General features: G+C 70.9%; 21 protein-coding genes and 1 pseudogene. 13 read left to right on the top strand and 9 right to left on the bottom strand.

Translation table 11 applies throughout. The features are described from left to right. Positions 1-8: 8 nt before the first annotated feature. Positions 9-116: pseudogene (locus tag ACQEVY_RS41190) on the top strand (helix-turn-helix domain-containing protein); the annotation flags it as partial. A 68-nt stretch (positions 117-184) separates the two neighbouring features. Here ACQEVY_RS41190 and ACQEVY_RS41185 read toward each other — a convergent pair. From ACQEVY_RS41185 to ACQEVY_RS41175, 3 genes are all read right to left on the bottom strand, one after another. Further along, the gene (locus tag ACQEVY_RS41185; RefSeq protein ID WP_432955728.1) at positions 185-319 is read right to left on the bottom strand and encodes a hypothetical protein; all 135 of its coding nucleotides are present in this window, start codon (positions 317-319) and stop codon (positions 185-187) included. 88 nt (positions 320-407) lie between these two features. Further along, positions 408-1,838: an amidohydrolase family protein gene (locus ACQEVY_RS41180; RefSeq protein WP_432955727.1), complete on the bottom strand. Its 1,431-nt coding sequence runs from the start codon at positions 1,836-1,838 to the stop codon at positions 408-410. After that, on the bottom strand, positions 1,835-3,112 hold the full coding sequence (locus ACQEVY_RS41175; RefSeq protein ID WP_432955725.1) for a CoA transferase: 1,278 nt from the start codon (positions 3,110-3,112) through the stop codon (positions 1,835-1,837). Before ACQEVY_RS41175 ends, ACQEVY_RS41180 begins: the two co-directional genes overlap by 4 nt. A 37-nt stretch (positions 3,113-3,149) precedes the next feature. Between ACQEVY_RS41175 and ACQEVY_RS41170 the strand changes: the two genes are divergently transcribed. From ACQEVY_RS41170 to ACQEVY_RS41145, 6 genes are all read left to right on the top strand, one after another. Further along, positions 3,150-4,214, top strand: a complete 1,065-nt coding sequence (locus tag ACQEVY_RS41170) for an enoyl-CoA hydratase/isomerase family protein (protein WP_432955724.1) — start codon at positions 3,150-3,152, stop codon at positions 4,212-4,214. Positions 4,215-4,482: 268 nt separating this feature from the next. After that, on the top strand, positions 4,483-5,961 hold the full coding sequence (locus tag ACQEVY_RS41165; protein ID WP_432955722.1) for an aldehyde dehydrogenase family protein: 1,479 nt from the start codon (positions 4,483-4,485) through the stop codon (positions 5,959-5,961). 77 nt (positions 5,962-6,038) lie between these two features. Further along, entirely contained in the window at positions 6,039-7,265 is a 1,227-nt protein-coding gene (locus ACQEVY_RS41160) for a CaiB/BaiF CoA transferase family protein (RefSeq protein WP_053744035.1), read from the top strand. Positions 7,266-7,317: 52 nt separating this feature from the next. Then, on the top strand, positions 7,318-8,559 hold the full coding sequence (locus ACQEVY_RS41155) for an NAD(P)/FAD-dependent oxidoreductase (RefSeq protein ID WP_432955720.1): 1,242 nt from the start codon (positions 7,318-7,320) through the stop codon (positions 8,557-8,559). Between the two features lie 54 nt (positions 8,560-8,613). Beyond that, positions 8,614-9,450: a mycofactocin-coupled SDR family oxidoreductase gene (locus tag ACQEVY_RS41150; protein WP_053744037.1), complete on the top strand. Its 837-nt coding sequence runs from the start codon at positions 8,614-8,616 to the stop codon at positions 9,448-9,450. A gap of 38 nt (positions 9,451-9,488) precedes the next feature. Beyond that, complete coding sequence (locus tag ACQEVY_RS41145; RefSeq protein WP_386350843.1) at positions 9,489-10,310, top strand: NAD(P)-dependent oxidoreductase; 822 nt, start codon at positions 9,489-9,491, stop codon at positions 10,308-10,310. A 32-nt stretch (positions 10,311-10,342) separates the two neighbouring features. Here ACQEVY_RS41145 and ACQEVY_RS41140 read toward each other — a convergent pair whose 3' ends face one another. The 3 genes from ACQEVY_RS41140 to ACQEVY_RS41130 all read right to left on the bottom strand — a co-directional run bounded on the left by ACQEVY_RS41140 (position 10,343) and on the right by ACQEVY_RS41130 (position 12,399). Further along, positions 10,343-10,537, bottom strand: coding sequence for a ferredoxin (locus tag ACQEVY_RS41140; protein ID WP_432955718.1), 195 nt, complete (start codon positions 10,535-10,537; stop codon positions 10,343-10,345). A gap of 66 nt (positions 10,538-10,603) precedes the next feature. Beyond that, positions 10,604-10,954, bottom strand: a complete 351-nt coding sequence (gene fdxA / locus ACQEVY_RS41135) for a ferredoxin (protein WP_053744040.1) — start codon at positions 10,952-10,954, stop codon at positions 10,604-10,606. Positions 10,955-10,968: 14 nt separating this feature from the next. Then, positions 10,969-12,399 carry an FAD-dependent oxidoreductase gene (locus tag ACQEVY_RS41130; RefSeq protein ID WP_334539042.1) on the bottom strand — a complete coding sequence of 477 codons (1,431 nt, stop codon included), beginning with the start codon at positions 12,397-12,399 and terminating at the stop codon, positions 10,969-10,971. A 234-nt stretch (positions 12,400-12,633) separates the two neighbouring features. Between ACQEVY_RS41130 and ACQEVY_RS41125 the strand changes: the two genes are divergently transcribed. Together ACQEVY_RS41125 and ACQEVY_RS41120 are read left to right on the top strand one after the other, a co-directional pair. Continuing rightward, positions 12,634-13,476, top strand: coding sequence for a hypothetical protein (locus ACQEVY_RS41125; protein ID WP_053744041.1), 843 nt, complete (start codon positions 12,634-12,636; stop codon positions 13,474-13,476). A 72-nt stretch (positions 13,477-13,548) separates the two neighbouring features. Beyond that, positions 13,549-14,691, top strand: coding sequence for an amidohydrolase family protein (locus tag ACQEVY_RS41120; protein ID WP_432955715.1), 1,143 nt, complete (start codon positions 13,549-13,551; stop codon positions 14,689-14,691). A gap of 157 nt (positions 14,692-14,848) precedes the next feature. Here ACQEVY_RS41120 and ACQEVY_RS41115 read toward each other — a convergent pair whose 3' ends face one another. After that, positions 14,849-16,318 carry an NAD-dependent succinate-semialdehyde dehydrogenase gene (locus ACQEVY_RS41115; protein WP_328841871.1) on the bottom strand — a complete coding sequence of 490 codons (1,470 nt, stop codon included), beginning with the start codon at positions 16,316-16,318 and terminating at the stop codon, positions 14,849-14,851. A 208-nt stretch (positions 16,319-16,526) separates the two neighbouring features. Between ACQEVY_RS41115 and ACQEVY_RS41110 the strand changes: the two genes are divergently transcribed. The 3 genes from ACQEVY_RS41110 (at position 16,527) to ACQEVY_RS41100 (ending at position 19,391) form a co-directional block, all read left to right on the top strand. Next, positions 16,527-17,969 carry a carboxyl transferase domain-containing protein gene (locus ACQEVY_RS41110; RefSeq protein ID WP_334539044.1) on the top strand — a complete coding sequence of 481 codons (1,443 nt, stop codon included), beginning with the start codon at positions 16,527-16,529 and terminating at the stop codon, positions 17,967-17,969. A 48-nt stretch (positions 17,970-18,017) separates the two neighbouring features. Then, entirely contained in the window at positions 18,018-18,347 is a 330-nt protein-coding gene (locus ACQEVY_RS41105; RefSeq protein WP_053744045.1) for a DUF4286 family protein, read from the top strand. Positions 18,348-18,452: 105 nt separating this feature from the next. Continuing rightward, entirely contained in the window at positions 18,453-19,391 is a 939-nt protein-coding gene (locus tag ACQEVY_RS41100) for a VOC family protein (RefSeq protein WP_386350857.1), read from the top strand. Positions 19,392-19,461: 70 nt separating this feature from the next. Here the strand turns inward: ACQEVY_RS41100 and ACQEVY_RS41095 are convergent, their stop codons facing one another. Both ACQEVY_RS41095 and ACQEVY_RS41090 read right to left on the bottom strand, forming a co-directional pair. After that, the gene (locus tag ACQEVY_RS41095; RefSeq protein WP_432955713.1) at positions 19,462-20,619 is read right to left on the bottom strand and encodes a thiolase family protein; all 1,158 of its coding nucleotides are present in this window, start codon (positions 20,617-20,619) and stop codon (positions 19,462-19,464) included. 26 nt (positions 20,620-20,645) lie between these two features. Then, positions 20,646-21,065, bottom strand: a complete 420-nt coding sequence (locus tag ACQEVY_RS41090) for a Zn-ribbon domain-containing OB-fold protein (RefSeq protein ID WP_053744048.1) — start codon at positions 21,063-21,065, stop codon at positions 20,646-20,648. A 133-nt stretch (positions 21,066-21,198) separates the two neighbouring features. Between ACQEVY_RS41090 and ACQEVY_RS41085 the strand changes: the two genes are divergently transcribed. Further along, positions 21,199-21,906 (top strand): TetR/AcrR family transcriptional regulator, encoded by a 708-nt coding sequence (locus ACQEVY_RS41085; RefSeq protein WP_386350861.1) that lies wholly within the window; start codon positions 21,199-21,201, stop codon positions 21,904-21,906. Positions 21,907-21,915 lie beyond the last annotated feature (9 nt).

The raw sequence follows: 21,915 nt of genomic DNA, 5'->3' as shown, positions 1-21,915 counted from the left end.
GCAGCCTCCTGGTGCTGTTACCCGTGCAGGGCATGCCCGTAGCGAAGATCGCCGAGGTCTCGTTCACCAGCGCGGACCGGGTCCGGAATGTGATCCATGACTTCTCGGCGGACGGCCTTTCGTAGTCGTTACGTCGGTGTGCTCGGGGTCGCTTGGGCGTGCCCAGTGGTGCGGTTCGGCTGTGTCAGCTCGTGAACTGCTCGAACGGTGTGACGGCGGCCCGGGTCAGGAGTGAGCGCTCGCCCGGGTCGATCTCGGCCTTGAACTCCGGCGTGAACGAGCGGCGAGGGCGAGGCTTCTTCTTCCCCATGCTCTCCATGATGGACATCCTCCCGGGGCTGAACCCCTGATCTCGGATGTCCGTCAAAGCGGATCAAGCCCACGGCGCCGGTGAACCGCGCAGCTGTTCACGCGTCCTGTGCAGGTCCGGTGTCATCGCCGGCCACGGGGCGACCGCCGATCAGCACCAGCCGTACCAGCTCGGCGTCCAAGAGGAGCAGTGCCTGGGGCATGGGGGCGCGCAGCAGCACCAGATCGGCGGGCGTCCCGGGGTGGATCCGCTGCGGCGAGTCGCCCGGCCGCCGGGCGGTGGAGAGGTAGCCCTCCAGTGCCTGGGCGGGAGTGAGCCGTTCGCCGGGTCCGAGGACGGTGCCCGAGCCGGTGCGCCGCTGCACGGCGGCGCGCATGACCGCCCAGGGGTCGATGGGCCCGTAGGGGGAGTCGCTGGACAGGCCCACCGGGATCCCGGCCGCACGCAGCGACGCGCAGCGGTACAGGTCGCCGTGCTCGTCGGCGGGTGTGCCGCGGCGGTAGTCGTCGCCGCGGTCGGCGAGGAAGCCCGGCTGGGTCACCACTCGCAGGCCCAGGCGCCGTATGGCCGGCAGCACTTCGCAAGGAGTCAGGGACGCGTGTTCCAGCCGGTCGCCGGGGAGCGTACCCACTTCCTCCAGTACCGCCAGGAGCAGCAGGATCGCTTCGCGGGTCACGCAGTGCACGGCGACCGGCCGGCCGGTCCGGTGCGCCGCCTCGACGGCTTCGGCGAGTTCGTCGTAGCCGGGCAGCGCCGAGTCGGCGATGACGATCTTCCACGGGCCGGCTTGCGGACCGGACCGTCCGGGCGGGCTGCCGGTGAGCGGTGCGCCGAGCAGGTGCACCCGTTGCGGCAGTTCTGCGCGGGCCATCGCCTCGGACACGGCCGCGACCGTGGCGGCGTCCAGGCCGGGCGTGGCGTCGGTGACCGTGGTGATGCCGTATCCGGCCAGTCGTCGGCCCAGGTCGGCCAGCGAGGGCGGGGCACCGGGCGGCAGGCGATCGCGCAGCCAGGCGTCCGCCCGCCACAGCCGTCCGGTCGGGCGGCCGTCGGCGTCCCGTTCCGCCCCGGCGTGATCGGCCGTGGCCAGGCCGACGGCCGCGACAGCACGGGAGTTGAGCATCCACAGCGCGCCGCTGCGGTGCTGCACCCTCACCGGCACGTCACCGCGCAGCGCGTCCAGCCGGGACGCGTCCAACTCGCCCGCCACGGATTCGTGGTAGCGCACCCCCCGGACCCAGCCGTGCCGGTCGGGGCCGGCGCGGTGCAGGGCCCGCGTCAGCCCCTGCGCGTCGTGGACCGTGGCAGGGTCGCATGCGGCGGAGGCGAGGTCCGCCGCGGTGGCGAACAGGTGCAGGTGATGGTCCGTCAACCCGGGCAGCAGGGCTCCACCGTGCGCCTGGAGCTCGTGCTCCGCACGGCCCGCGCGCGGCAGGGCGTGGCCCGTCTCCAGCACTCGGCCGCGTCCGATCCGCACATCCAGGAGCTCTCCGTCGATCTCCGCGCCGCGGATGAGCAGGCCGGTCATGGTACGGCGATCCCGAGCCGGCGCAGCACCGCACCGGTGTCCGCGCCCAGCATGGGCGCGGCGCCGGCCGGCGTCCGGGCCACCGGCGCCGCCACCGGGACCAGGCCCGCGCCGGTGTCCACCTGCCAGCCGTCCCCGCCGTCGGAGGGCAGCGCGCGCGCCGTGGGGGCCGTATGCGCGCGTACCGTCGCCGCCACCACATCGGCCATCGCCACCTCCCACAGCACTCCGCCCCCGCCCTCGGGTTCGGACATCGCCAGCGCGGCGGCCGTCAGACCGGTCAGCGGGTCGGCGATCGCGTCCCCGCAGAAGACCGGCGTTGCCTGGTCGTCGGTGGCCAGCAGGCCGCCTGCCGCGGCCACGTCGTCGCCGAACCCCACCCGGTCCACGGACCGGCCGTAGGCGGTGATCGACACCCAGGTGCAGCCGCGCTCCACCTCGGCCGCTGCGTCCAGGCCGAACCGGGCCAGCGCCCGGGGGCGGGAGGCCTCGACGACCACGTCCGCGGCGCGCACCAGCGCGTGCAGCGCCGCTCGGCCGGCCCGGTCGGCCGGGTCCAGTGCCACCGCGCGGTGCCCGGCGTGCAGCAGGTCGTAGAAGGCCTGGTTGCCGAACCTCGCCCCGTCCGGACGTGAGGGCACCTCGACCTTGACCACCTCCGCCCCGGCCAGCCCCAGCAGGTGCGCGCACAGCGGACCGGCCCACAGTGCGCTGAAGTCCACGACCAGCATGCCGCGTACCGAGCGGGGTCGGCCAGGGCGCGGTGCGCGTACGGCGTCCGCCTCCAGCCCCCCGCCCGGCCACCCGCGTACCGCCCCGGCCGCAAGTCCCAGCAGCGCCACCCGCTCCTCCAGCTCGGCCGTGCTGTGCGCGGCGAGCCAGGCGGCCAGTCGCCGCGGCAGCCGCTCGTCCAGCTCATGCCCGATCAGCGCGCTCCACAGCAGCGGGTCGTCCGGGCGTACGCAGGAGACCGCCGCCCAGCCGTCCGCCGTGGGCAGCAACCGGCACCCGCCGCCCACCGAGACCCGCCCCCTGCGAGTGGCGCCGGTCAGCGCCGCCCGCTCGGCCAGCAGCCGCCCTCCGTCCACCCGTACCGGACGGCCCGCCTCCACCCCGGCCCGCCCGATGTGCGTAGCCAGGCGCGCGGCGAGACCGGCCGCCTCGCCCATGGGCACCAGCGGAGTCCCGCCGGCGTGCCCGGTCAGCCACATCACTCCGCTGCGTGCCCAGGCGTCTGCCGCGGCAGTTGCTGACTGCGGTGACCCAGTGACCATGCCCGGATGGTAGAACGGGGAGGTGGTTGCCCCAACCATGATGCGTGTCGAGGACCTGGCCGCGGGCGCGGCACAGGCGGAGCTGCTCGGTGCGGACGGGACCGTGGAGGATCCGCTGGTCGTCGTCGACCTGGACCGGCCGGCCGCCGACCAGACAGTGCTGCGCCGGGCGGTGCGGCGGGCCGCGGAGTGCGACCGTCTGCTGGTGGGCCTCACCCGCACGACCGACGGCACAGGCCACCTCTTCCCACCGCTGCTGGACGCGCTGGACCTGACACTCGTGCCCGTCGACAGCGCCGATCGGCGTCTGGTGGCCGTCGACGACCCCGAGGCGACAGCCCGCACCCTGGTGCGCGCGGCCGCGGACAGCCCTCAGGCGGCAGTCATCCTGGGCCGTCTGCTGCACACCGGCCCGCGGCTGACCGTAGGACAGGCCCTCGACGCCGAGTCGCTCGCCTACTCCACACTGCTGGCGGGCCGTCGCTTCGCCCGCTGGCAGGCCGCCCGCGCTCCCCACCGGCCGCCGCCGCCCGCCCCGGCCGATCCCGTGCTCGTGTGCCGGGACGGGGACGTCCTGCGGGTGACCCTCAACCGGCCGGAACGGCACAACGCCTATGGCCGGGAACTGCGCGACGCTCTCGTCGCCGCGCTCGACCTCGCACTGCTGGACGACACCCTCACCGAGGTCGTCCTGAGCGGCAACGGGCCCTCCTTCTGCTCCGGCGGCGACCTCGGCGAATTCGGAGTCTCCCGCGACCTGGACACCGCACATCTGATCCGCACCCGCGCCGGCGCCGCCCTTCCCCTGCACAAGCTGCGCGACCGCGTCACCGTCCGCCTCCACGGCAACTGCATCGGCGCCGGGATCGAGCTGCCCGCCTTCGCCTCCCGGGTCGTCGCCGACCCGGGAGCCGTCTTCCGCCTGCCCGAGCTGGGCATGGGCCTGATCCCCGGCGCCGGCGGAACGGTCAGCGTTCCGCGCCGCATCGGCCGCTGGCGCACCCTCCATCTCGTGCTGACCGGCTGCCCGCTCACCGCCGAACGCGCCCTGGACTGGGGTCTGGTCGACGAACTGAGCCCGTCCGGCCCGACCGGCGCCTGACCCGGAACACGGAACACGCGCCGAGCTGAGGCGCGCACGGATCTCGACACCCCTTGCCTGGAAGCCATACGATATGGCTTCCAGAAAGCCTTTCGTTAGCGTGGACGGAGGGGCTGGTGCCCTTGCGACCTGCGGTGTCACCGCAGGAACCGGGCGTCGGCCGAGCCCTGCCGGGGACCGCCGCCGCGTACCCACGGTCAAGCGCCGCCCCCGCCGTTGCCGACCGTGACGTCACCGCGATGTCCGCACCCACGGAGGGGTAGCGCAGATGATCGAGACCAGCGTCGGTCCGTTCACACCGGAACGCCGCATGCTCATCGACGGCAAGCTCGTCGAAGCGGCGTCCGGCAAGCTCTTCGACAACATCAACCCCGCGACCGAGGAAGTGCTCGGCAGCGTCGCCGACGCCGGGCACGAGGACATGGCACCGGCCATCGCCGCGGCCCGGCGGGCGTTCGACGAGACCGACTGGGCGACCGACCACGCCTTCCGCCGACGCTGCCTCGAACAGCTGCAGGTGGCCCTGGAGTCGGACCGCGAGCAGATGCGCGCCGAGCTCGTCGCCGAGGCCGGCACCCCGGTGGCGGTCACCATGCTGCAGTTGGACTCCCCTCTGGAGGACGCCCTCCGCTGGCCCGCCGAGCACATCGAGCAGTTCCCATGGGAGCGGCAACTGCCCGACGGGAACCTCTTCGGGGTGGCCAGCAAGCGGAAGGTGGTGAAGGAACCGCAGGGTGTCGTCGGCGCGATCATCCCGTGGAACTACCCGTTCGAGGTGACCGCCAACAAGCTCGGCCCGATCCTCGCCACGGGCAACACGGTCGTCGTGAAGCCCGCACCGGACACCCCCTGGAACGCCACCCGCCTGGGCCGGCTCATCGCCGAGCACACCGACATCCCCGCCGGTGTGGTGAACATCGTTCCGTCCTCCGACCACCTGGTCGGCGAGGCCCTCACTCTTGACCCGCGGGTGGACCTGATCTCGTTCACCGGCTCGACGGTCACGGGCAAGCGGATCATGGAGAAGGGCGCCGCCACGCTCAAGCGCGTGTTCCTCGAACTCGGCGGCAAGTCCGCGATGATCGTCTGTGACGACGCCGACCTGGCCCAGGTGCTGCCGGCCGCCGGAGGCGTCTGCTATCACGCCGGACAGGGGTGCGCGGTGCAGACCCGCGTCCTGCTGCCCCGGTCGCGGTATGCCGAGGGCGTCGAGATCCTGAAGGCGGTCATGGAGAACATCCCGTACGGCGATCCGACCGATCCGGCCACCATTCAGGGCCCGCAGGTGAGCGCTAAGCAGCGCGACCGGGTGATGTCGTACATCCGGAAGGGCATCGACGAGGGCGCCGAGCTGATCGTCGGCGGAGGCCGGCCGTCCCACCTCGACAAGGGCTTCTTCGTCGAGCCCACGCTCTTCGTGGACGTCGACAACTCCATGACCATCGCGCAGGAGGAGATCTTCGGCCCAGTGCTCGCAGTGATCCCCTACGACGACGACGAGGACGCGATCCGCATCGCCAACGACAGCAGCTACGGGCTGTCCGGCGGAGTCTTCTCGGCCTCGCCCGAGCGGGCCATGGCCATCGCGCACCGCATCCGCACCGGGTCGATCTCGGTGAACGGCGGCATGTGGTACGGCGCCGACGGACCGTACGGGGGCTACAAGTCCAGCGGTATCGGACGGCAGAACGGCGTCGAGGGGTTCGAGACCTACCTCGAGACCAAGCTCGTCGGGTACATCGGCTGAGCGGTCCTCGACCGTCGCGCCGCAGACCCCGCGTTCAGCACCGGACAAGCAAGGCCCCGGACAAGCAAGGAGTACCTGTGAAACGTCCCATGGAAGGCGTACGGATCGTCGAGGTCGCCCAGTACACGTTCGTGCCGGCGTCCGGCGGGGTCCTCGCCGAGTGGGGGGCCGAGGTCATCAAGATCGAGCACGCGGTCCGCGGCGACGCGCAGCGTGGCCTGGTGAAACTGCTCGGCCTCGACGTCGTGCCGACGACATCTTTCTTCCCGATCATGGAGGGCCCGAACCGGGGCAAGCGCAGTGTCGGCATCGCTCTGGAGGTGCCGGAAGGCCGCGCCCTGCTGGACGAGCTGATCCGCTCGGCCGACGTGTTCGTCACGAACTTCCTGCCGGGCGCGCGGGAGAAGCTGCGCATCAACGTCGACGACGTCCGCGTGGTCAATCCCGACATCATCTACGTCCGCGGCACCGGCTTCGGCGCCCGGGGCGAGGACGCGGGCAAGGGCGGATACGACGGCACGGCGTTCTGGGGCAGGGGCGGCAGCGCCGACGGCGTCACGCCGGGTGGCGCCGACCGGCCGGCCAGGATGCCGTCGGGAGCGTACGGCGACTCGATGGGCGGCCTGACCATCGCCGGCGGCATCGCGGCCGCGCTGTACGCCCGCAAGGTGACCGGCGAGCCGTCGGTCGTGGACGTGTCCCTGCTGGGCCTCGGCGCCTGGGCGACCCAGTACTCCGTCAACCAGGCCCTGCTCGTCGGCGGCCCATTGCCCAAGGTGGAGGAGCCGCGGCACGGCTCGTCGTCGAACCCGCTGGCCGGGTCCTTCCGCACAGCCGACGGCCGCTGGCTGCTGCTGGTCATGCTCCAGCCCACCAGGTACTGGCCCGAGTTCTGCGAGCGCATGGGACGGCCGGAACTGGTGACCGATCCGCGCTTCGCGGGCGACGCCGTCCTGGAGCACGGCGCCGAGGGCGGTGACATTGTCGCGGAGATCATCGGCGGTATCACCCTCGACGAGTGGTGCCGGCGGATGGAGGGCGCGCAGGGACAGTGGGCACTCGTGCAGAACGCCTACGAGGTCGGCATGGACCCGGCGCTGCGCGAGAACGGCTTCATCACCAAGGTCGTCGACGCCGACGGGGTGGAGCGGGAGCTCGTCGCCAACCCGGTCCAGTTCGACGAGACACCCGTGAGGAGCCGACGGGCTCCGCAGTTCGCCGAGCACACCGATGACGTACTGCGTGACCTCGGCAAGTCCGAGGAGGAGATCATCGATCTGAAACTCCTCGGTGCGGTCACGTGAGCGCACCGAGCACCGGCCACGGCGGGGCGTGCCGCGGAGAGTGGAGCACGTGATGGCCGACATGCGACAGGTGGTGGTCGTGGGCGCCGGCCTCGGTGGTCTGACCGTGGCCGAGGAACTGCGCAGGCTCGGCTTCGGCGGGTCCGTCGTCGTGGTCGGCGCGGAGGCCGAGCCGCCCTACGACCGGCCGCCGCTGTCGAAGGAGGTGCTGAAGGGCACGCGCGCCAACCCGCCACTGCTGCGGGAGCCGAAGGAACTGGACGCCCTCGGGCTGGATCTGCGGCTGCGCACCGTGGCGAGGGGCGTGGATACCACGGCTCGCCGAGTCCACCTGCAGGGCGGCGGAGAGCTGCCCTACGACGTGCTCGTCATCGCGACCGGCGCGCGGGCCCGCCGGTGGGAAGCCGCCGGGGCCGCGGCGAACGTCTGGACCCTGCGCACCGCACAGGACGCCGCCCACATCGCTGCGACCGTCGCGGGCCGGGGCCGCATCGGCGTGCTCGGTGCCGGCTTCATCGGGTGCGAGGTGGCGGCCAGTGCCCGGGAGACGGGCTGCGATGTGACCCTCGTAGAGGTGCGGTCGGCGCCACTGGCACACGCGCTCGGTCCGGAAGCCGGAGCCGAGATCGCCAGACGCCACCGGGCGGCCGGGGTCGACTTGCGGTGCGGGGTGACGATCGACGAGGTCGTCCTGGACGGTGAGATCCTTTCCGCGGTCCGGCTCTCCGACGGCAGGAGTGTCGCGCTCGACGCGTTGGTGGTCGGCCTCGGCGTCGTCCCGGACACCGAGTGGGTCGAGGGCTCGGGGATCGCGGTCGACAACGGCGTCGTGTGCGACGCGTCCGGGCGGACGTCCCACGAGGACGTCTACGCCGTCGGCGACGCCGCGCGCTGGGTCAACGCGCGCACCGGCCGGCACCGGCGGATCGAGCACTGGACCACCACGACCGAGCAGGCGGCGATCGTGGCGAGCGGCATCGCCGGGCACCAGCGCCGGGTGCTCGACGAGGTGCCGTACTTCTGGAGCGACCAGTACGGCACGAAGATCCAGTGCGTCGGCGAACCGGACGCAGGCGCCGACATCACCGTACGGATGACCGGTGCGGGCGGCGACCGGCCGCTGTACCTCTACAGCCGCCACGGCGAGCTGACCGGCGTCCTCGGATTCGGTCTCGCCCGCGTCGTGACGCGGCTGCGGGCGCTGGTCGCGGAACGGGCGGCATTCGGGGACGCCCTGGACATGGTCGACGGACTGCACCCGCAGGCACCGTCACGGACGAATTCACCAACATGAGGAAGACGGCGCGTCACCGTCCAGGTGAGGCCCCGCCGGCGAGGAGAAAACGACATGACAGGTCGGGTTACGGGCAAGGTCGCACTGATCACCGGTGCCGCACGCGGGCAGGGACGCAGTCACGCCGTCCAGCTCGCCCGCGAGGGCGCGGACATCATCGCGGTCGACTACCTCACCTCCTTCGACACCGTCAGCTACCCGATGGCGACGCAGGAGGATCAGCGACAGACGGTGAAGGAGGTCGAGGCGCTCGGCCGGCGGATCCTCACCATCCAGGCCGATGTCCGCGACGAGGCCGCCATGCGGCAGGCGGTGGCCGACGGCGTCGCGGAGTTCGGCAAGATCGACGTCGTGGTGGCCAACGCCGGTATCTGCGCGATAGCGAAGGACCAGCCCCTGCAGGCGTGGGTGGACGTCAGCGGCGTCAATCTCGGCGGCGTGCTCAACACCCTCAACGCGGCGATTCCGCACCTCGGCGCCGGTGCCTCGCTGGTGGTCACCGGTTCCCTCGCCGCCCTGAGCAAGGACGGCCCGAGCTCGGAGCCAGGCGGCGTGGCCTACACCTGGGCCAAACGGACGCTCGTCTCGCTGGTCCACGACCTCGCCGTCGTGCTGGCTCCTCACTCCATTCGCCTCAACGGGGTGCACCCGTCCAACTGCAACACGGACATGCTGCACCACGAGGCCATGTACCAGACGTTCCGGCCGGATCTGGAGCACCCCACGCGCGAGGACGCGACCGAGGCGTTCCCGGTGCTGCATGCCATACCGGTGCCGTGGGTGGAACCCGCGGACGTCAGCCAGGTGATCGTCTTTCTGGCCTCGGACGAGTCGCGCTACATCACCGGGCAGTTCATCAACTGCGACGCCGGAGGACATCTCAAGGTCTGATCGAGCGGTATCCGGCTGCACAGCGCGGAGGAGGACTGATGCGCGTCGGTTTTGTCGGACTGGGCGACCAGGGCGCGCCCATCGCCGCGCGCATCGCGGCGGCGGGGGTCGACTGCACGGTGTGGGCCCGCCGCCCCGAGACGCTCGACCCATTCCGCGCCGGCCCGGCCCGGGTGGCCGACGCCCTCGCCGACGTCGGCGAGGGCGTCGACCTGCTCGGGACCTGCCTGTTCGACGCGGCCGGCACATGGGAGGTCCTTTTCGGGCCGGCCGGTGTCGCACCGGCGATGCCGGCCGGCGCGACGATCGCGGTGCACAGCACGATCTCGCCCGACGAGGTGCGGGCACTGGCCCGCGAGGCCGCGACGTACGGTCTGCACCTGCTGGACGCCCCGGTGAGCGGTGGCCGGATCCGCGCGGAGGCGGGCGAACTCATCACGATGGTCGGCGGCGAGCAGAGCACGTTCGCTCGCTTCGATCCGCTGCTGCGGACGTTCTCCGCCGAGGTCGTGCACGTGGGACCCGTGGGTGCGGGCCAGCACGCCAAACTGCTGAACAACGCCATGCTTGCCGCGCACCTCGCCCTCGCGGCGGACGCCTTCCGGATCGCCGAAGGCCACGGGCTCGATCCCGTGGCCTTCGGAAAGGTGCTCGCGGGCGGATCGGGCCGGAGCTTCGGCGTCGAAATGTACGCTCGTGTCGGCGGACTGGCGGCCGTCGCCCGGTCCCAGGCCCGGCCGACGCTCGGCAAGGACGTCGCACTGCTGGCCGACTCGATGGTGTCCGACAGCGAGGGCGGGCTTCTGCTCTCGGCAGCCCGAGCGGCGATCGCCGCGTTCGACACGGCCGCCGACGACTGAAGGACGACGCCGGCGGCCGCGTGATTGCGTGCTCAGGAGCTGAGCGTGATGGCGCGCTCCGGGCAGTTGGCGGCCCCGGCGCGCGCCGCGGCCTCCAGCTCCGGGGGCACCGCCTTGTCGGTGCCGATGCTGCAGTAGCCGTCGTCGTTCACGGTGAAGACCTGCGGGGCGACCGCGTTGCAGCGCGCGTGACCGGTGCACTTGGCTGAGTCGACGGATGCTTTCATGTGCTGTGTCCTTTCCTGGGGGCGGCCGGGCGTGTGTCGGACCCGCGCCGGGTGATATCGAGTGGATCAGGCCCCGGCGCCGACCTGCGGTGGCTGCGCCGCGACGAGCGGGGTGTCGGCGCCGACCGGACCCACGGATCGCGCTCCGCCGGGATTGCCGAGCGGCGCCCCGTCGACCAGCGGAAGGGAGAAGAAGGCGGCGTTGTCGGCGATCGACGCCTGAAGGGCCCCTGGCACTTCCTGATCGAAGTAGATGGCGTCGTTCGGGCACACCGGTGCGCAGGCGCCGCAGTCGATGCATTCCTCCGGATTGACGTACAAGGCTCGGGCGCCCTCGTAGATGCAGTCGACCGGACACTCGCGCACACACGCGCGATCCTTGAGGTCGACGCACCTGGTGGTGATGACATACGGCATGACGGACTGCCTCCTCACGTTCGTGGCGCGAGCCGCGCCGAATCCGAAACCGCGTCGGCGCGCGCCCGGTCGACGACGGCGTGCATCTGCGCGAGCGAGGTGAGCTTGACGCGCGGTCGCCCGAGCGGTTCGCCGCTCGCCCGCTCGTGACGGTCGATCGACAGCCACGCGTCCCAGCCGAAGGAGGCCGGAACACCACGGCGGATCCATGCCCGCACCTCGTCCGGCGCGGCACTTGGACGCCCGTTGAGCCGTCCCCGGCGCAGGTCGTCGAGAAGGGCCGTGACGGTGTTCTCGGCGTCCGACTTGTTCGTGCCGATCACCCCCGAAGGCCCGCGTTTGGCCCAGCCGACGACGTATTCACCGGTCAGGGCCACGCTGTCGCGGCCCACGAGCCGGCCGGCGACGTTGCGCAGGACGCCGGTGCGGGGATCCAGCGGAAGGCCCTCGACCGGGCGCGCGCGATAACCGACCGCGCGTATGACGAGGTCGCATGACTGCACCTCGTGCCGGTGGGTCGGCCGCGCGACGACGCGCCCGTCCAGATCGGCTTCCAGCACGTTGTGCGCGGTGCGGACCGCGCTCACACGCTCGCCGGCAGGATCACCCAGGAGTTCGACGGGCGAGCGCAGGAAGCGGAGTTCGATGCGCCGGTTGCCCGGCGAGGCCGGGCGCCGGGAGAACTCGGTGAGCAGCGCCAGCCGCCGTGCCGCCGGTGAGTTGGCCCCGTGAGCGGCCAGCTCCCGGGCACTGTGCGGGTCGAGCCGGAGCTCGGCCGGATCGACGACGACATCCACGCCGTCGAGCCGGCCCAGCTCCAGCAACTCCGGTGTGCTGAAGGCGGACTGGACCGGGCCGCGCCGGCCGAGCACGCTCACCCGGCGCAGCGATGAGGCGGCGAGCACGTCGATCGCCTGGTCAGAGGCGTCGGTTGTGCGAAGGGTCTTCTCGGGCAGTACGAGCATGCGTGCAACATCGAGCGCGACATTGCCGTTTCCCACGACCACGGCATGGGCGCCGCCCAGGTCGAACCTCCGGTGCGCGTGGGCCGGGTGGCCGTTGTACCAGCAGACGAAGTGCGTGGCCGGATGCGATCCGGACAGGTCCTCGCCGGGGATGCCCAGCCGTGCGTCGAGTTCGGTGCCCATCGCGTACACGACCGCCGTGAACCGTTCGAGCATCTCGGCGCGGGTGATCGCCTCGCCGAACTCGACGCCGCCGAAGAAGCGGACAGCGGGGTGTGCGGCCGTGCGCTCGAAGACGCGGGCCACAGACTTGATCTTGGGATGGTCGGGTGCGACGCCGGCTCGCACCAGCCCGTAGGGGGTCGGCAGGCAGTCGAAGAGATCGACGGCCATGCCCGCGCGCACCAGGTGGTCGGTCGCGTAGAACCCTGAAGGGCCGGCGCCTATGACGGCGATTCGGGGCGGGGGAGTCTGGGCCACGTCTCGGACCTTTCCGGCGACGACGTCGAGCGGAACCTGATCCGTTCCGGGCCTCGAAGGGGCTGTGGAGCACCATACCGTATCAATTACGGGAAGCTCCCTCGAGCGGTGGTGCGCAGTGCTGTCGGCCGAAGTTCGGGCGTGTTGACGCAGAGGGCTCCCACTCCTTGCCCCGGTTCGACGAGGTGGTTACAGTAGGGTTATCGGTATCGTCGATGAGGACGGAGGGCCGCCATGCGGAGGCCTCTCGCGGTCGAACGTCTCGGGCAGGTGAACCTGTTCGCGCAGTCCTTGGACGCGGAGCTGAATCTGCAGCAGGACGTTTTCGGCGCACGGGTTCTCCGGCGGTGGGGGGACGGGCCGGCGGGCAGCAGGCATGCCCTGGTCCTGATCCATCGCACCGGTGTCGAGACGTTCGCCCCGACCACGCCGGGCGGGGCCGTCGCACTCCGGTCCGACGGCAACGGCCCCGGCTGGGAATCGCTGCAGTGGCAGGTGTCCTCCCTGGGCGACGCCGTCACGGCGCTTCGAGAGCACGGCGTCCGGGTCGGCGAAGACGCCGCCGGCCGCGCCTTCGTGCGGCCGCAGGACATGCACGGCCTGGCGATCGGGCTCACCGACCGCCGCGCCGAGAGCCACGACCGCGATCTCGTGGACCGCAAACCCACCTTCCGGTCGGACGAACATGCCCTCGGGCTCGTGGGCGGCGCGACCGTCAAGGTGGTCGCGGCACAGCCGGAGAAGGCCGCGGCCGATCTCGCCGCGCTGGTGGGCCGGGAGGCATACGCCGTCGAGCGACGGCACCTGAACATGGCCGGGCACGGAGTGCGGTTCGACGACCATGCCGTCGAGTACGTCGGCTCGGCGACCGGCTCGCGGGCGGACCTTGCCGGTGGCCACCTCGTCGAGCGCGGGGAGCGGATCTTCTGCCTGACCTTCACTGTGCGGGATCTGCTCGCGGCGCGGACGTTCCTGGTGGGAAGGGATGTGCGGTTCCAGCAGTTCGGCCGGCACAGCCTCCTCCTCGCCCCGGTCGACGCCGGGGGAGCGCGCATCGAGATCACCGACACCGACTGAGCCGCCTCCGCGTGCGATCGCGGAGTTCCGGCGAGGTGGGCGACACCTTGCTGACTGGAATTGGAGGACCGCATGCTGCCACCTGATGCCCAGATCGTCTCCGTGGACGACCACGTCATCGAGCACCCGAACGTCTGGACCGACCGCCTGCCCAAGAAGTACCAGGAGGCCGGCCCCCGGATCGAGCACCGACCGGACGGCAGCGACGTATGGATCTACGAGGGCGAGCTCGCCGGCACCCTGGCCCTCAACGCGGTCGCCGGCAAGGATCCCAAGGACTTCGGGCTCGATCCGCGCAGCTTCGACGACATGCTTCCGGGCTGCCACGACATCCACGACCGCATCCGGGACATGGACCTTGAGGGCGTCTGGGCCCAGATGTGCTTCCCGAACATGGGCGGATTCGCCGGCAGCGGATTCGCGGGGTCGAAGGATCTCGACCTTGCGGCCGCGTGCGTCCGGGCCTACAACGACTTCATCCTGGACGAGTGGTGCGCGGCCTATCCCGAACGTCAGATTCCGCTGGTGATGGTGCCGTACTGGAACGTCGAGCAGACCGTGGCCGAGATCGAGCGGACCGCGGCCAAGGGTGCCAAGAGCGTGACCTTCCCGGAACTGCCCGACCGGCGCGATCTGCCGTCATGGCACAGCGACCACTGGGACCCGGTGCTCGCGGCCGCCGCCGCCCACGACCTGCCGCTCTCGCTGCACTTCGGGTCGGGCGGTAACCCGCAGGCCTCACCGGAGGCGATGACCACGAACTTCACCGTGGCCATCTCGCTGTTCGGCCTCAACTCGATGTCCGCGACCGCGGAACTGCTGCTCTCGCCCGTCTTCCACAAGCACCCGAACCTCAAGGTCGCGCTGTCCGAGGGCGGGATCGGCTGGATGCCGTACATGCTCGAGCGCATCGACACGGTGTGGGAGCGGCACCGCTGGTACAACGAGGTCAACAGGGACGTCCGTCCCTCGGAACTGTTCAAGGACCACGTCTACGGGTGCTTCATCTCCGACCGGGCCGGTGTGTTCACGCGCCATCTGATCGGCGTGGAGAACATCATGTTCGAGAGCGATTACCCGCACTCCGACAGCAACTGGCCCCAGAGCCGCAAGTTGCTCGAGAACGTCATGCTCGACGTTCCGGACGACGAGGTCCGCCTGATGGTGGAACTCAACGCCCGCCGTCTGTACAACTTCCCGCGCTCCGACGCCTGAGGCACAGCACAGCCCCGCCCGGCCACCGACATGTGAGGGGACAGTGTCGGTGGCCGGGCGGGGCTGCGTCTGACGCCCGCGGCTGCGCCGTACTTGAAGAGCAGCGCGGGCCGGCGGATGCGCCGTGCACGCACCGGAAAGGCACGTCCGCGAGGAGTCACAGCGTGATGCCGACCAGCTTGGTGTCGAGGTACTCGTCGATGCCCTGCGGTCCGCCCTCGCGACCCAGCCCGCTGTGCCCCGTGCCGCCGAACGGCGCGGCGGCGCTCGTCGGGTTGATGTCGTTGATCCCCACGATGCCGAAGCGCAGCGCCTCGGTGACCCGGAGGGCGCGCGAGAGGTTCTCGGTGTAGACGTACGCCGCGAGACCGTAGGCCGTGTCATTGGCCATGGCGATGGCCTCGTCCTCGTCGTCGAAGGCGATGACCGGGGCGATCGGGCCGAAGGTCTCCTCGTGGTAGATGTCCATCTCCGGTGTCACGTCGGTCAGGACGGTGGGGGCGAAGAACCGGCCGCCTGGCAGGCGCGGGTCGGTGAGCCGTTCGCCGCCGGTCAGTACCTTCGCTCCGTGGTCGACGGCGTTCGTCACCTGCCGCCGCATCTTCGTCATGGCGGCCTCGTCGATCAGCGGGCCGATGGTGACGTCCTGGTCGAGGCCGTTGCCGGCCTTCATCGCGCTCACCCGCTGGACCAGGACGTTGAGGAAGTCGTCGACCAACTCCCGCTGGACGAACACCCGGTTGGGGCAGATGCACGCCTGACCGGTGTTGAGGAATTTCACCAGGCCGAGTCCCTTCGCGGCGCGCCGCGGGTCGGCGTCGCCGAAGACCAGGAACGGGGCGTGGCCGCCGAGTTCGAGCGACACCCGCTTTACGGTGTGCGCGGCCTTGGCGCCCAGCATCATGCCGACCTCGGTCGACCCGGTGAACGTCAGCTTGCGGACGGCCGGGCTGTCCAGCAGGGCGTCGCCGACCGGCGCCGGGTCGCTCGTGGTGACCAGGTTGACGACACCCGCGGGCAGGCCTGCGTCGTGCAGCACCTGGAAGACCGCGACGGCGCAGAGCGGGGTCTGCTCCGCCGGCTTGAGCACGATCGTGCATCCGGCGGCGATCGCCGGTGCCACCTTGCGTGTGATCATGGAGACCGGATAGTTCCACGGCGTGATCGCGGCGACCACGCCGACCGGCTGACGCATCGTCATGAAGCGGTGGCCGGCCCGCGAACTCGGGATGGTCGCGCCATAGACCCGCTTGGCCTCCTCGGCGTACCAGCTCAGGAAGTCCGCGGCGTAGCGCACCTCGTTGCGGGCCGCCTTCAGCGGCTTGCCCTGCTCCTTGGTCATGAGGACGGCGAGGTCCTCCGCGCGCTCCAGCATCAACGCGTGCGCGCGCTCCAGGTACGCCGCCCGCTCGTAGGCGGTCGTGCGCGACCACCAGGCGAACGCCGCCGCGGCGGAGTCGACCGCGCTCCGCGCCTCGGACGCCGATCCGTCCGAGGCCGCGCCCAGCACGGACCCGTCGGCGGGGTTGAACACGTCGAACTCCCGGCCCAAGGCGGCTGCCCGCCACGCTCCGTCGATGTACAGCGTGGCCGCGGAGGTCGACCGGGCGGAGTTCTCGGCAGTCATGGAGCGGGCCTCCAGTTGGTAGTCGTATGGGCTTTACGGTATACCTTTCGGGATGCCTTGTCAGTGCGTTTGACCAGCATTTTCGGATGTCGCGGGTGTGACGTTTGCCGCGTTGTCGGGCGGCTCGGGAATTGAGATGGTTGGTGGACCATCAATCTGTTCGCCCGAGCCCCACGCTCGATGGCACCCCTTCGATGGGAACTCCACCATGACCGTCGAGCGCAATCATGTGTGCCTGTCCATGCCTCCGCTGACGCACGAGTGGGATGTCGATCTGGCCTCGGCGAACCCGCTCCGATTTCCCGGCTACGACGCTCCGGCCCCGCAGGACGAGTCCGTCCGTACGGGTGTCACCGAGCATCCCCGTGGTCCCCTCGTGGTGATCGAGTGCCGGTTCGACCGGCACGGCGGCACGATGGGTGTGGCCGCCGGTGAGCGCATCGTGCGCGCTTTCGACAGAGCCCGAGAGGAGCGGCTGCCGGTCGCCGCGTTCGTGGCCAGCGGCGGTGCGCGGCTGCAGGAGGGCCTGGTCTCGCTGACCCAGATGGCGCGCACCGCCGGCGCTGTCGGGCGCCTTCGCCGCGCCGGCCTGCCGTTCGCCGCGGTGCTGCGGCCGCATACGACCGGCGGCGTCTACGCGTCCTGGGCCTCCCTCGCCGACGTCCTCGCCGCCGAGCCTGGGGCCACGATCGGATTCGCCGGTCCCCGGGTGGTCGCGCAGGTGACCGGCTCCTTCCCGCCCGCCGACTCGCACACCGCGGAGGCCGCCTACACGCAGGGGCGGGTCGACGCACTCGTCGGACCCGAGGCCCACTGGGTATGGCTGGGCAACGCGCTGTACGGTCCCGGGCCGGCGCTGCGACTCCCGCCCGGGCGTCCGCTGCCGGCTCCCCGCAAGCCGGTGCCCCGCGACCCCTGGGCCGCCGTCCTGCACGCGCGGGATCCCCGCCGCCCCTCGGGGCTGGAGTGGAGTGCCCTGCTGACCGAGGGCTGGGTGGAGCTGCGGGGAGGCGACCCGGCCGTCCGGGCCGGCCTGGCCGTCATGGCGGGCGAACGCCTCGTCGTCGTGGCGATGGACCGGCACAGCCGACCTGACGCGGCCGCGCGCGTACTCCCGGCCGGATTCCGCCTGGCCCAGCGCGCGTTCGACCTCGCCGAACGGTTGCGGCTGCCGGTGCTCACCCTGATCGACACTCCCGGCGCCGAGCCCGGACCGGCGGCCGAGGCCGACGGTGTGGCCGGTGAGATCGCCCGGACGCTGCTGGCGATGTCCGGCCTGACCGTGCCCACGGTGGCCGTGTGCGTCGGGGAGGGCGGCAGCGGAGGAGCCATGGCCTTCGCGTACACCGACCGCCTGTTCCTGCTGGAGGGATCGGTGTTCTCCGTCATCGGTCCGGAGCCGGGAGCCGCGGTCCTCTTTCGCGACGCGTCCCGGGCGGCAGAGCTGGCGCGGTCGTTCCGGCTGACCGCCGTGGAGCTCGCACGGCTGGGCGTGGTCGACGACGTGCTCCCGGACGGTGACGTGGACGCGGTCCGGTCCGCGGTCCTCGCGGCCCTGCGCGAGGCGCACCCCGGCGAGCGGGACGCACGCATGGACAGGCTCGCCCGCAGCCACCTGCGAAGGCCCTCGATGATGTGCCGCCCGGAGTGAGTCCGGGCGGACAGAGCACACCCGGCACACCGTGAAAGGAATGGTGGGATGAGCACTGCGATGTTCCTGGCCTGGAGCAGCCCGGCGGGCCCCGAGGCGGAGGACGAGTTCAACGACTGGTACGTCAACACGCATGTCCCGCAGGTGCGCGAGGCCGTCCCGGCCGTCACGGCCGTGCGCCGCTATGCCGTCCTGGGCGCCGGTGAGGAGTCCGGGCCCCGGCGGTACCTGTGCTGCTACGAGCTGAGTGACGCCGATGCGGCGAGCGCGGCGCAGGCGCTGGCCGCGGCCTTCGACAACGGCCGGTTCGACATGTCCCCGGCGATGGACACGACCACCGCGCCACCCGACCTCCAGTTCCTCGTCCCGGTCGACTGACCCCTCGGTCCGATGTGCCGCGCTGACATGTCCGGGCGCTGGCAAGACGAGACTGTAAGCCTTACGATAAGTAATACGGAAGGGTTACCCGTCGGAAGGACGGTCGTGCGGAAGCAGGCGAAGAAGACCGGTGACTTCGGCATCGGCATGATGATCCACGCGGTCCACATGACCGATGACGTCACGAAGCTCAACCAGTTCTACGAGGACGTGTTCGGCGGCCTGGTCTACATGGGCGTCGACGAGCCCAACTTCCTCCCGCCGGAGGACAGGTGGGCCGGTCTGATCATGATCAGCGACCTGTGCATCGAGACGATGGCGCCCAATACACCGGTCGATGCGACCAAGCCGGTCGGGAAGTTCTACACCAAGTTCGGTCAGCACCTTCACTCGGTCGGCTACCTGGTGGACGACCTGGTCGGGCTGGGCAACCGGATGATCGACAAGGGCGTTTACATGGGCAGGCCGGGCGGCGGCAAGATCGAGGAGATGGACCCCGACACGCAGTACTTCTACCCGAGCCCACGCGACACCGCGGGCCTCATGGTCGAGCTGTGCAAGGTCCACATGCCGAACGACCCGCGCGAGCTCGGAACCTGGTCCTCACAGCGCAAGTTCTGGGAGACCAGCCACCCGCTCGGCATCAAGCGCATGCTGTACGTGACCCTCGGGGTGAAGGACCTCGAATCGGCGGTGAAGACCTACGTCGACGTCATGCAGGCCATGCCGATCGCCGAGGGCGTCGACGACGGCGGGCAGTACAAGTTCGCGACCCTCCACCTCGGCGACTGCCTGCTCCAGCTCGCCGAACCGCTCGGGCCTCACTCGCCGCTGGGCCGGCACGTCGCTCAGTGGGGCAACATGATCTACTCGATCACCTTCCGGGTCAACGACCTGGACTCGGCTCAGAAGTGGCTGAACGGCAAGGGCATCAGGACCTCCCGCCCGCGCCCCGGCCTGCTCGCCGCCGACCCCCAGGACACCTTCAACGCGCCGTACTTGTTCACCACGGACGTACTGGAGGGCGATCCGTTCGAGGAGTGATCCCGCGTATGCGTCGGGCCCGTGCGGAGTCCCTCCGCACGGGCCCGACGTGTCGGGTACGCAAGGCGCGTCATTCGGCGGTGATGAGGGCGCAGCCGGAGAACGGGCCGACGGCGTTGCTCACCACGCCGGCCGTCGGCCGGCCCGGCAGCGCGCGCTCGCCCGCGGTACCGCGCAGTTGACGGGTGACCTCGATGAAGTAGTTCGCGCCGTGCCGGCGTCCGACGTTGCAGGCGCCGCCGTCGGTGTTGGTCGGGATGACCCCGTCGGCCCGGGTGTGCCCGGACGACACGAACGGACCGCTCTCGCCGATGCCGCAGAAGCCGAGCGCCTCCAGCCACTGCAGCGCGATGAAGGAGAAGCCGTCGTACAGCCCCGCCACGCCCACGTCCGACGGCTTCAGGTCCGTGCGCGACCACACGCGCCGGGCGGCCCGGAACGGGGACGACTGCGTCATGTCCTCGACCAGGCTGAAGTCGCTCTCCTGGGTGGTGCCCATCGCCCAGGACTCGAAGAACACCGGCTTCTGGCGCAGGTCGCGCGCCCGCTCCTCGGTGGTGAAAATGAGTGCCGAGCTTGAGTCGACCGGGTAGTCGCAGTCCAGCAACCGCAGTGGCGCGGCGATGTAGCGCGCGCTCAGGTAGTCGTCGATGGTGAGCGGTTCGGTGAAGAAGGACTCGGACGGGTTGGCGATCGCGTACTCGCGCTGGGCGACGGCGAAGGCGCCGAAGTCCTCCTCCTTGGTGCCGTACATCGCCATGTGCCGCTGCATGTACAGCCCGGCCCAGTGGGAGCCGGTGAAGGAGCCGTAGGGCATGGTGAACTGGAAAGGCCCGGGCGCGCCGCGTTCCATGCCCGGGACCAGCGAACTGCCACCCGCCGCGCCCGCGCGATGCACGGTGCGCAGGGTCAGGACGGTCTCGGCGCTGCCGGAGGCGATGGCGGCGATGGCGTGCAGCGCGGCCATCGAGTAGGCGGCACCGTCGACCGACCCGGAGTAGAACGCCAGGTCGGGGATGCCCAGCATCGCCGCGGTGTGTGTCGCCGACACGTACTGGTGCGGAAAGCTGTGCACGACGACACCGTCGATGTCGGCCGGCTTGACGCCGGCATCCTCCATCGCGGCGATGGACGCCTGGGCGGTGAGGGTGTCCAGCGACAGGCCGGTGTCGCGGCCCACCGTCGAGTAGCCGACGCCGACGATCGCGACGCGCTGTTTCTTGGGCACGGGAGTCCTTTGGGGATGGTTGTCGGTCAGGCCCGTACCAGACGGAAGACGGGCAGGTCGATCGCGTCGCTGAGGGCGCGGAAGCACACCTCGACCGGATCACCCACGTTCACGCCGTCGGCCTGGAGATCGACGATGTTGGTCAGGAGCTTCAGCCCCGGTTGGTCGTCGAGTTCGACCACGGCGATGCAGAACGGGAGCTTGTCGGCGAAGGAGGGGTGGAACGCCTGCGTCGCCATCGTGTAGCTGTAGACGGTCCCGCGGCCGGACACCTCGGCCCCGCCGAGGTCGAAGGAAAGGCAAGAGTGGCACACCGGCTCGGGCGGATGCTGGTAGGTGCCGCAGGCCGAACAGCGCTGGATCATCAGCTCACGGCGACGGGCGGCCTCCCAGAAGAAGCTGGTCAGCTCGTCCGGAGCGGGCAGCAGGGGCGGTGACTCGGTCATGCCCGGTCTCCCTGTCGGTGGTGGGGAACGCATTGCTGGCGTGTCATACAGTAAGCCATGCCGTATCCTTGTCGAGGTCTCTGGTCGCCTTCTCGAGTGCCTCGCGCTCAGTCCCCCCGGTGAGGATCAGATCGTGCCGAACGAAAAGCGGCAGACGACCCGGCACCGTCGCAAGCGCGGGTCGATCAGTGCCGACGAAATAGTGGAGGGCGCCTTCGCGGTCGCTCGTCGGCGCTCCCTGGACCAACTGAGCATGCCGCGTCTCGCCGAGCATCTGAGCGTCGGTGTGACCAGCCTCTACTGGTACTTCCGGAAGAAGTCCGACCTGCTCGGCGCGATGACGGACGTCGCGGTCGACCGGTTCCTCACCCGGATGCCCGCGGTGCGTACCGAGGACAGCTGGCAGCGGGCCATGCTTGAGCATTTCACCGCGCAGCGCACCCTCCACCGGGAGGACGAGGTTCTCTCCGACCTGCTGCTGACCCGGACGTCCAGCTACGGCGCCGAGGCGACGCGGCGGACCATGGAGCTGATCGAGGCCGTGGTCGGCAAGCTCGTCGACGCCGGTTTCGACCATGACAACGCCATGCTGGCGTACAACGCCTTCTCGGTATACACGCGGGGCCACATCATCCACGACCGCATCCTGCGCCGGTCGAACACGCCCACCCTGGACCAGCGGCAACAGCGCATGACCGACTGGTCCTCCATGCCGGTCCTGGCGAGTCTGCTCGACCGGCATCCGCTCGCCGGCACCACGGACGAGGACTTCGCCTTCTCGGCCGCCCGGTTGCTGTGCGGCTTCGAGGTGCTGCTCGCCGAGCAGGGCGAGCCGGCCTGACCCGCCGGG

It is taken from the genome of Streptomyces sp. CA-288835, from assembly GCF_050936385.1.
GTDB lineage: Bacteria > Actinomycetota > Actinomycetes > Streptomycetales > Streptomycetaceae > Streptomyces.
Note: the sequence above shows the minus strand (reverse complement) of the source record. Positions and strands in the feature narration are given on the sequence as shown.

Coding starts and splice junctions, on each gene's coding strand:
- fdxA (WP_053744040.1), bottom strand. CDS start 10,954: ATGCCGTATGTCATCACCACCAGGTGCGTCGACCTCAAGGATCGCGCG.
- ACQEVY_RS41115 (WP_328841871.1), bottom strand. CDS start 16,318: ATGACTGCCGAGAACTCCGCCCGGTCGACCTCCGCGGCCACGCTGTAC.
- ACQEVY_RS41185 (WP_432955728.1), bottom strand. CDS start 319: ATGGAGAGCATGGGGAAGAAGAAGCCTCGCCCTCGCCGCTCGTTCACG.
- ACQEVY_RS41155 (WP_432955720.1), top strand. CDS start 7,318: ATGGCCGACATGCGACAGGTGGTGGTCGTGGGCGCCGGCCTCGGTGGT.
- ACQEVY_RS41175 (WP_432955725.1), bottom strand. CDS start 3,112: ATGGTCACTGGGTCACCGCAGTCAGCAACTGCCGCGGCAGACGCCTGG.
- ACQEVY_RS41180 (WP_432955727.1), bottom strand. CDS start 1,838: ATGACCGGCCTGCTCATCCGCGGCGCGGAGATCGACGGAGAGCTCCTG.
- ACQEVY_RS41110 (WP_334539044.1), top strand. CDS start 16,527: ATGACCGTCGAGCGCAATCATGTGTGCCTGTCCATGCCTCCGCTGACG.
- ACQEVY_RS41150 (WP_053744037.1), top strand. CDS start 8,614: ATGACAGGTCGGGTTACGGGCAAGGTCGCACTGATCACCGGTGCCGCA.
- ACQEVY_RS41140 (WP_432955718.1), bottom strand. CDS start 10,537: ATGAAAGCATCCGTCGACTCAGCCAAGTGCACCGGTCACGCGCGCTGC.
- ACQEVY_RS41145 (WP_386350843.1), top strand. CDS start 9,489: ATGCGCGTCGGTTTTGTCGGACTGGGCGACCAGGGCGCGCCCATCGCC.
- ACQEVY_RS41165 (WP_432955722.1), top strand. CDS start 4,483: ATGATCGAGACCAGCGTCGGTCCGTTCACACCGGAACGCCGCATGCTC.
- ACQEVY_RS41120 (WP_432955715.1), top strand. CDS start 13,549: ATGCTGCCACCTGATGCCCAGATCGTCTCCGTGGACGACCACGTCATC.
- ACQEVY_RS41170 (WP_432955724.1), top strand. CDS start 3,150: ATGATGCGTGTCGAGGACCTGGCCGCGGGCGCGGCACAGGCGGAGCTG.
- ACQEVY_RS41105 (WP_053744045.1), top strand. CDS start 18,018: ATGAGCACTGCGATGTTCCTGGCCTGGAGCAGCCCGGCGGGCCCCGAG.
- ACQEVY_RS41125 (WP_053744041.1), top strand. CDS start 12,634: ATGCGGAGGCCTCTCGCGGTCGAACGTCTCGGGCAGGTGAACCTGTTC.
- ACQEVY_RS41090 (WP_053744048.1), bottom strand. CDS start 21,065: ATGACCGAGTCACCGCCCCTGCTGCCCGCTCCGGACGAGCTGACCAGC.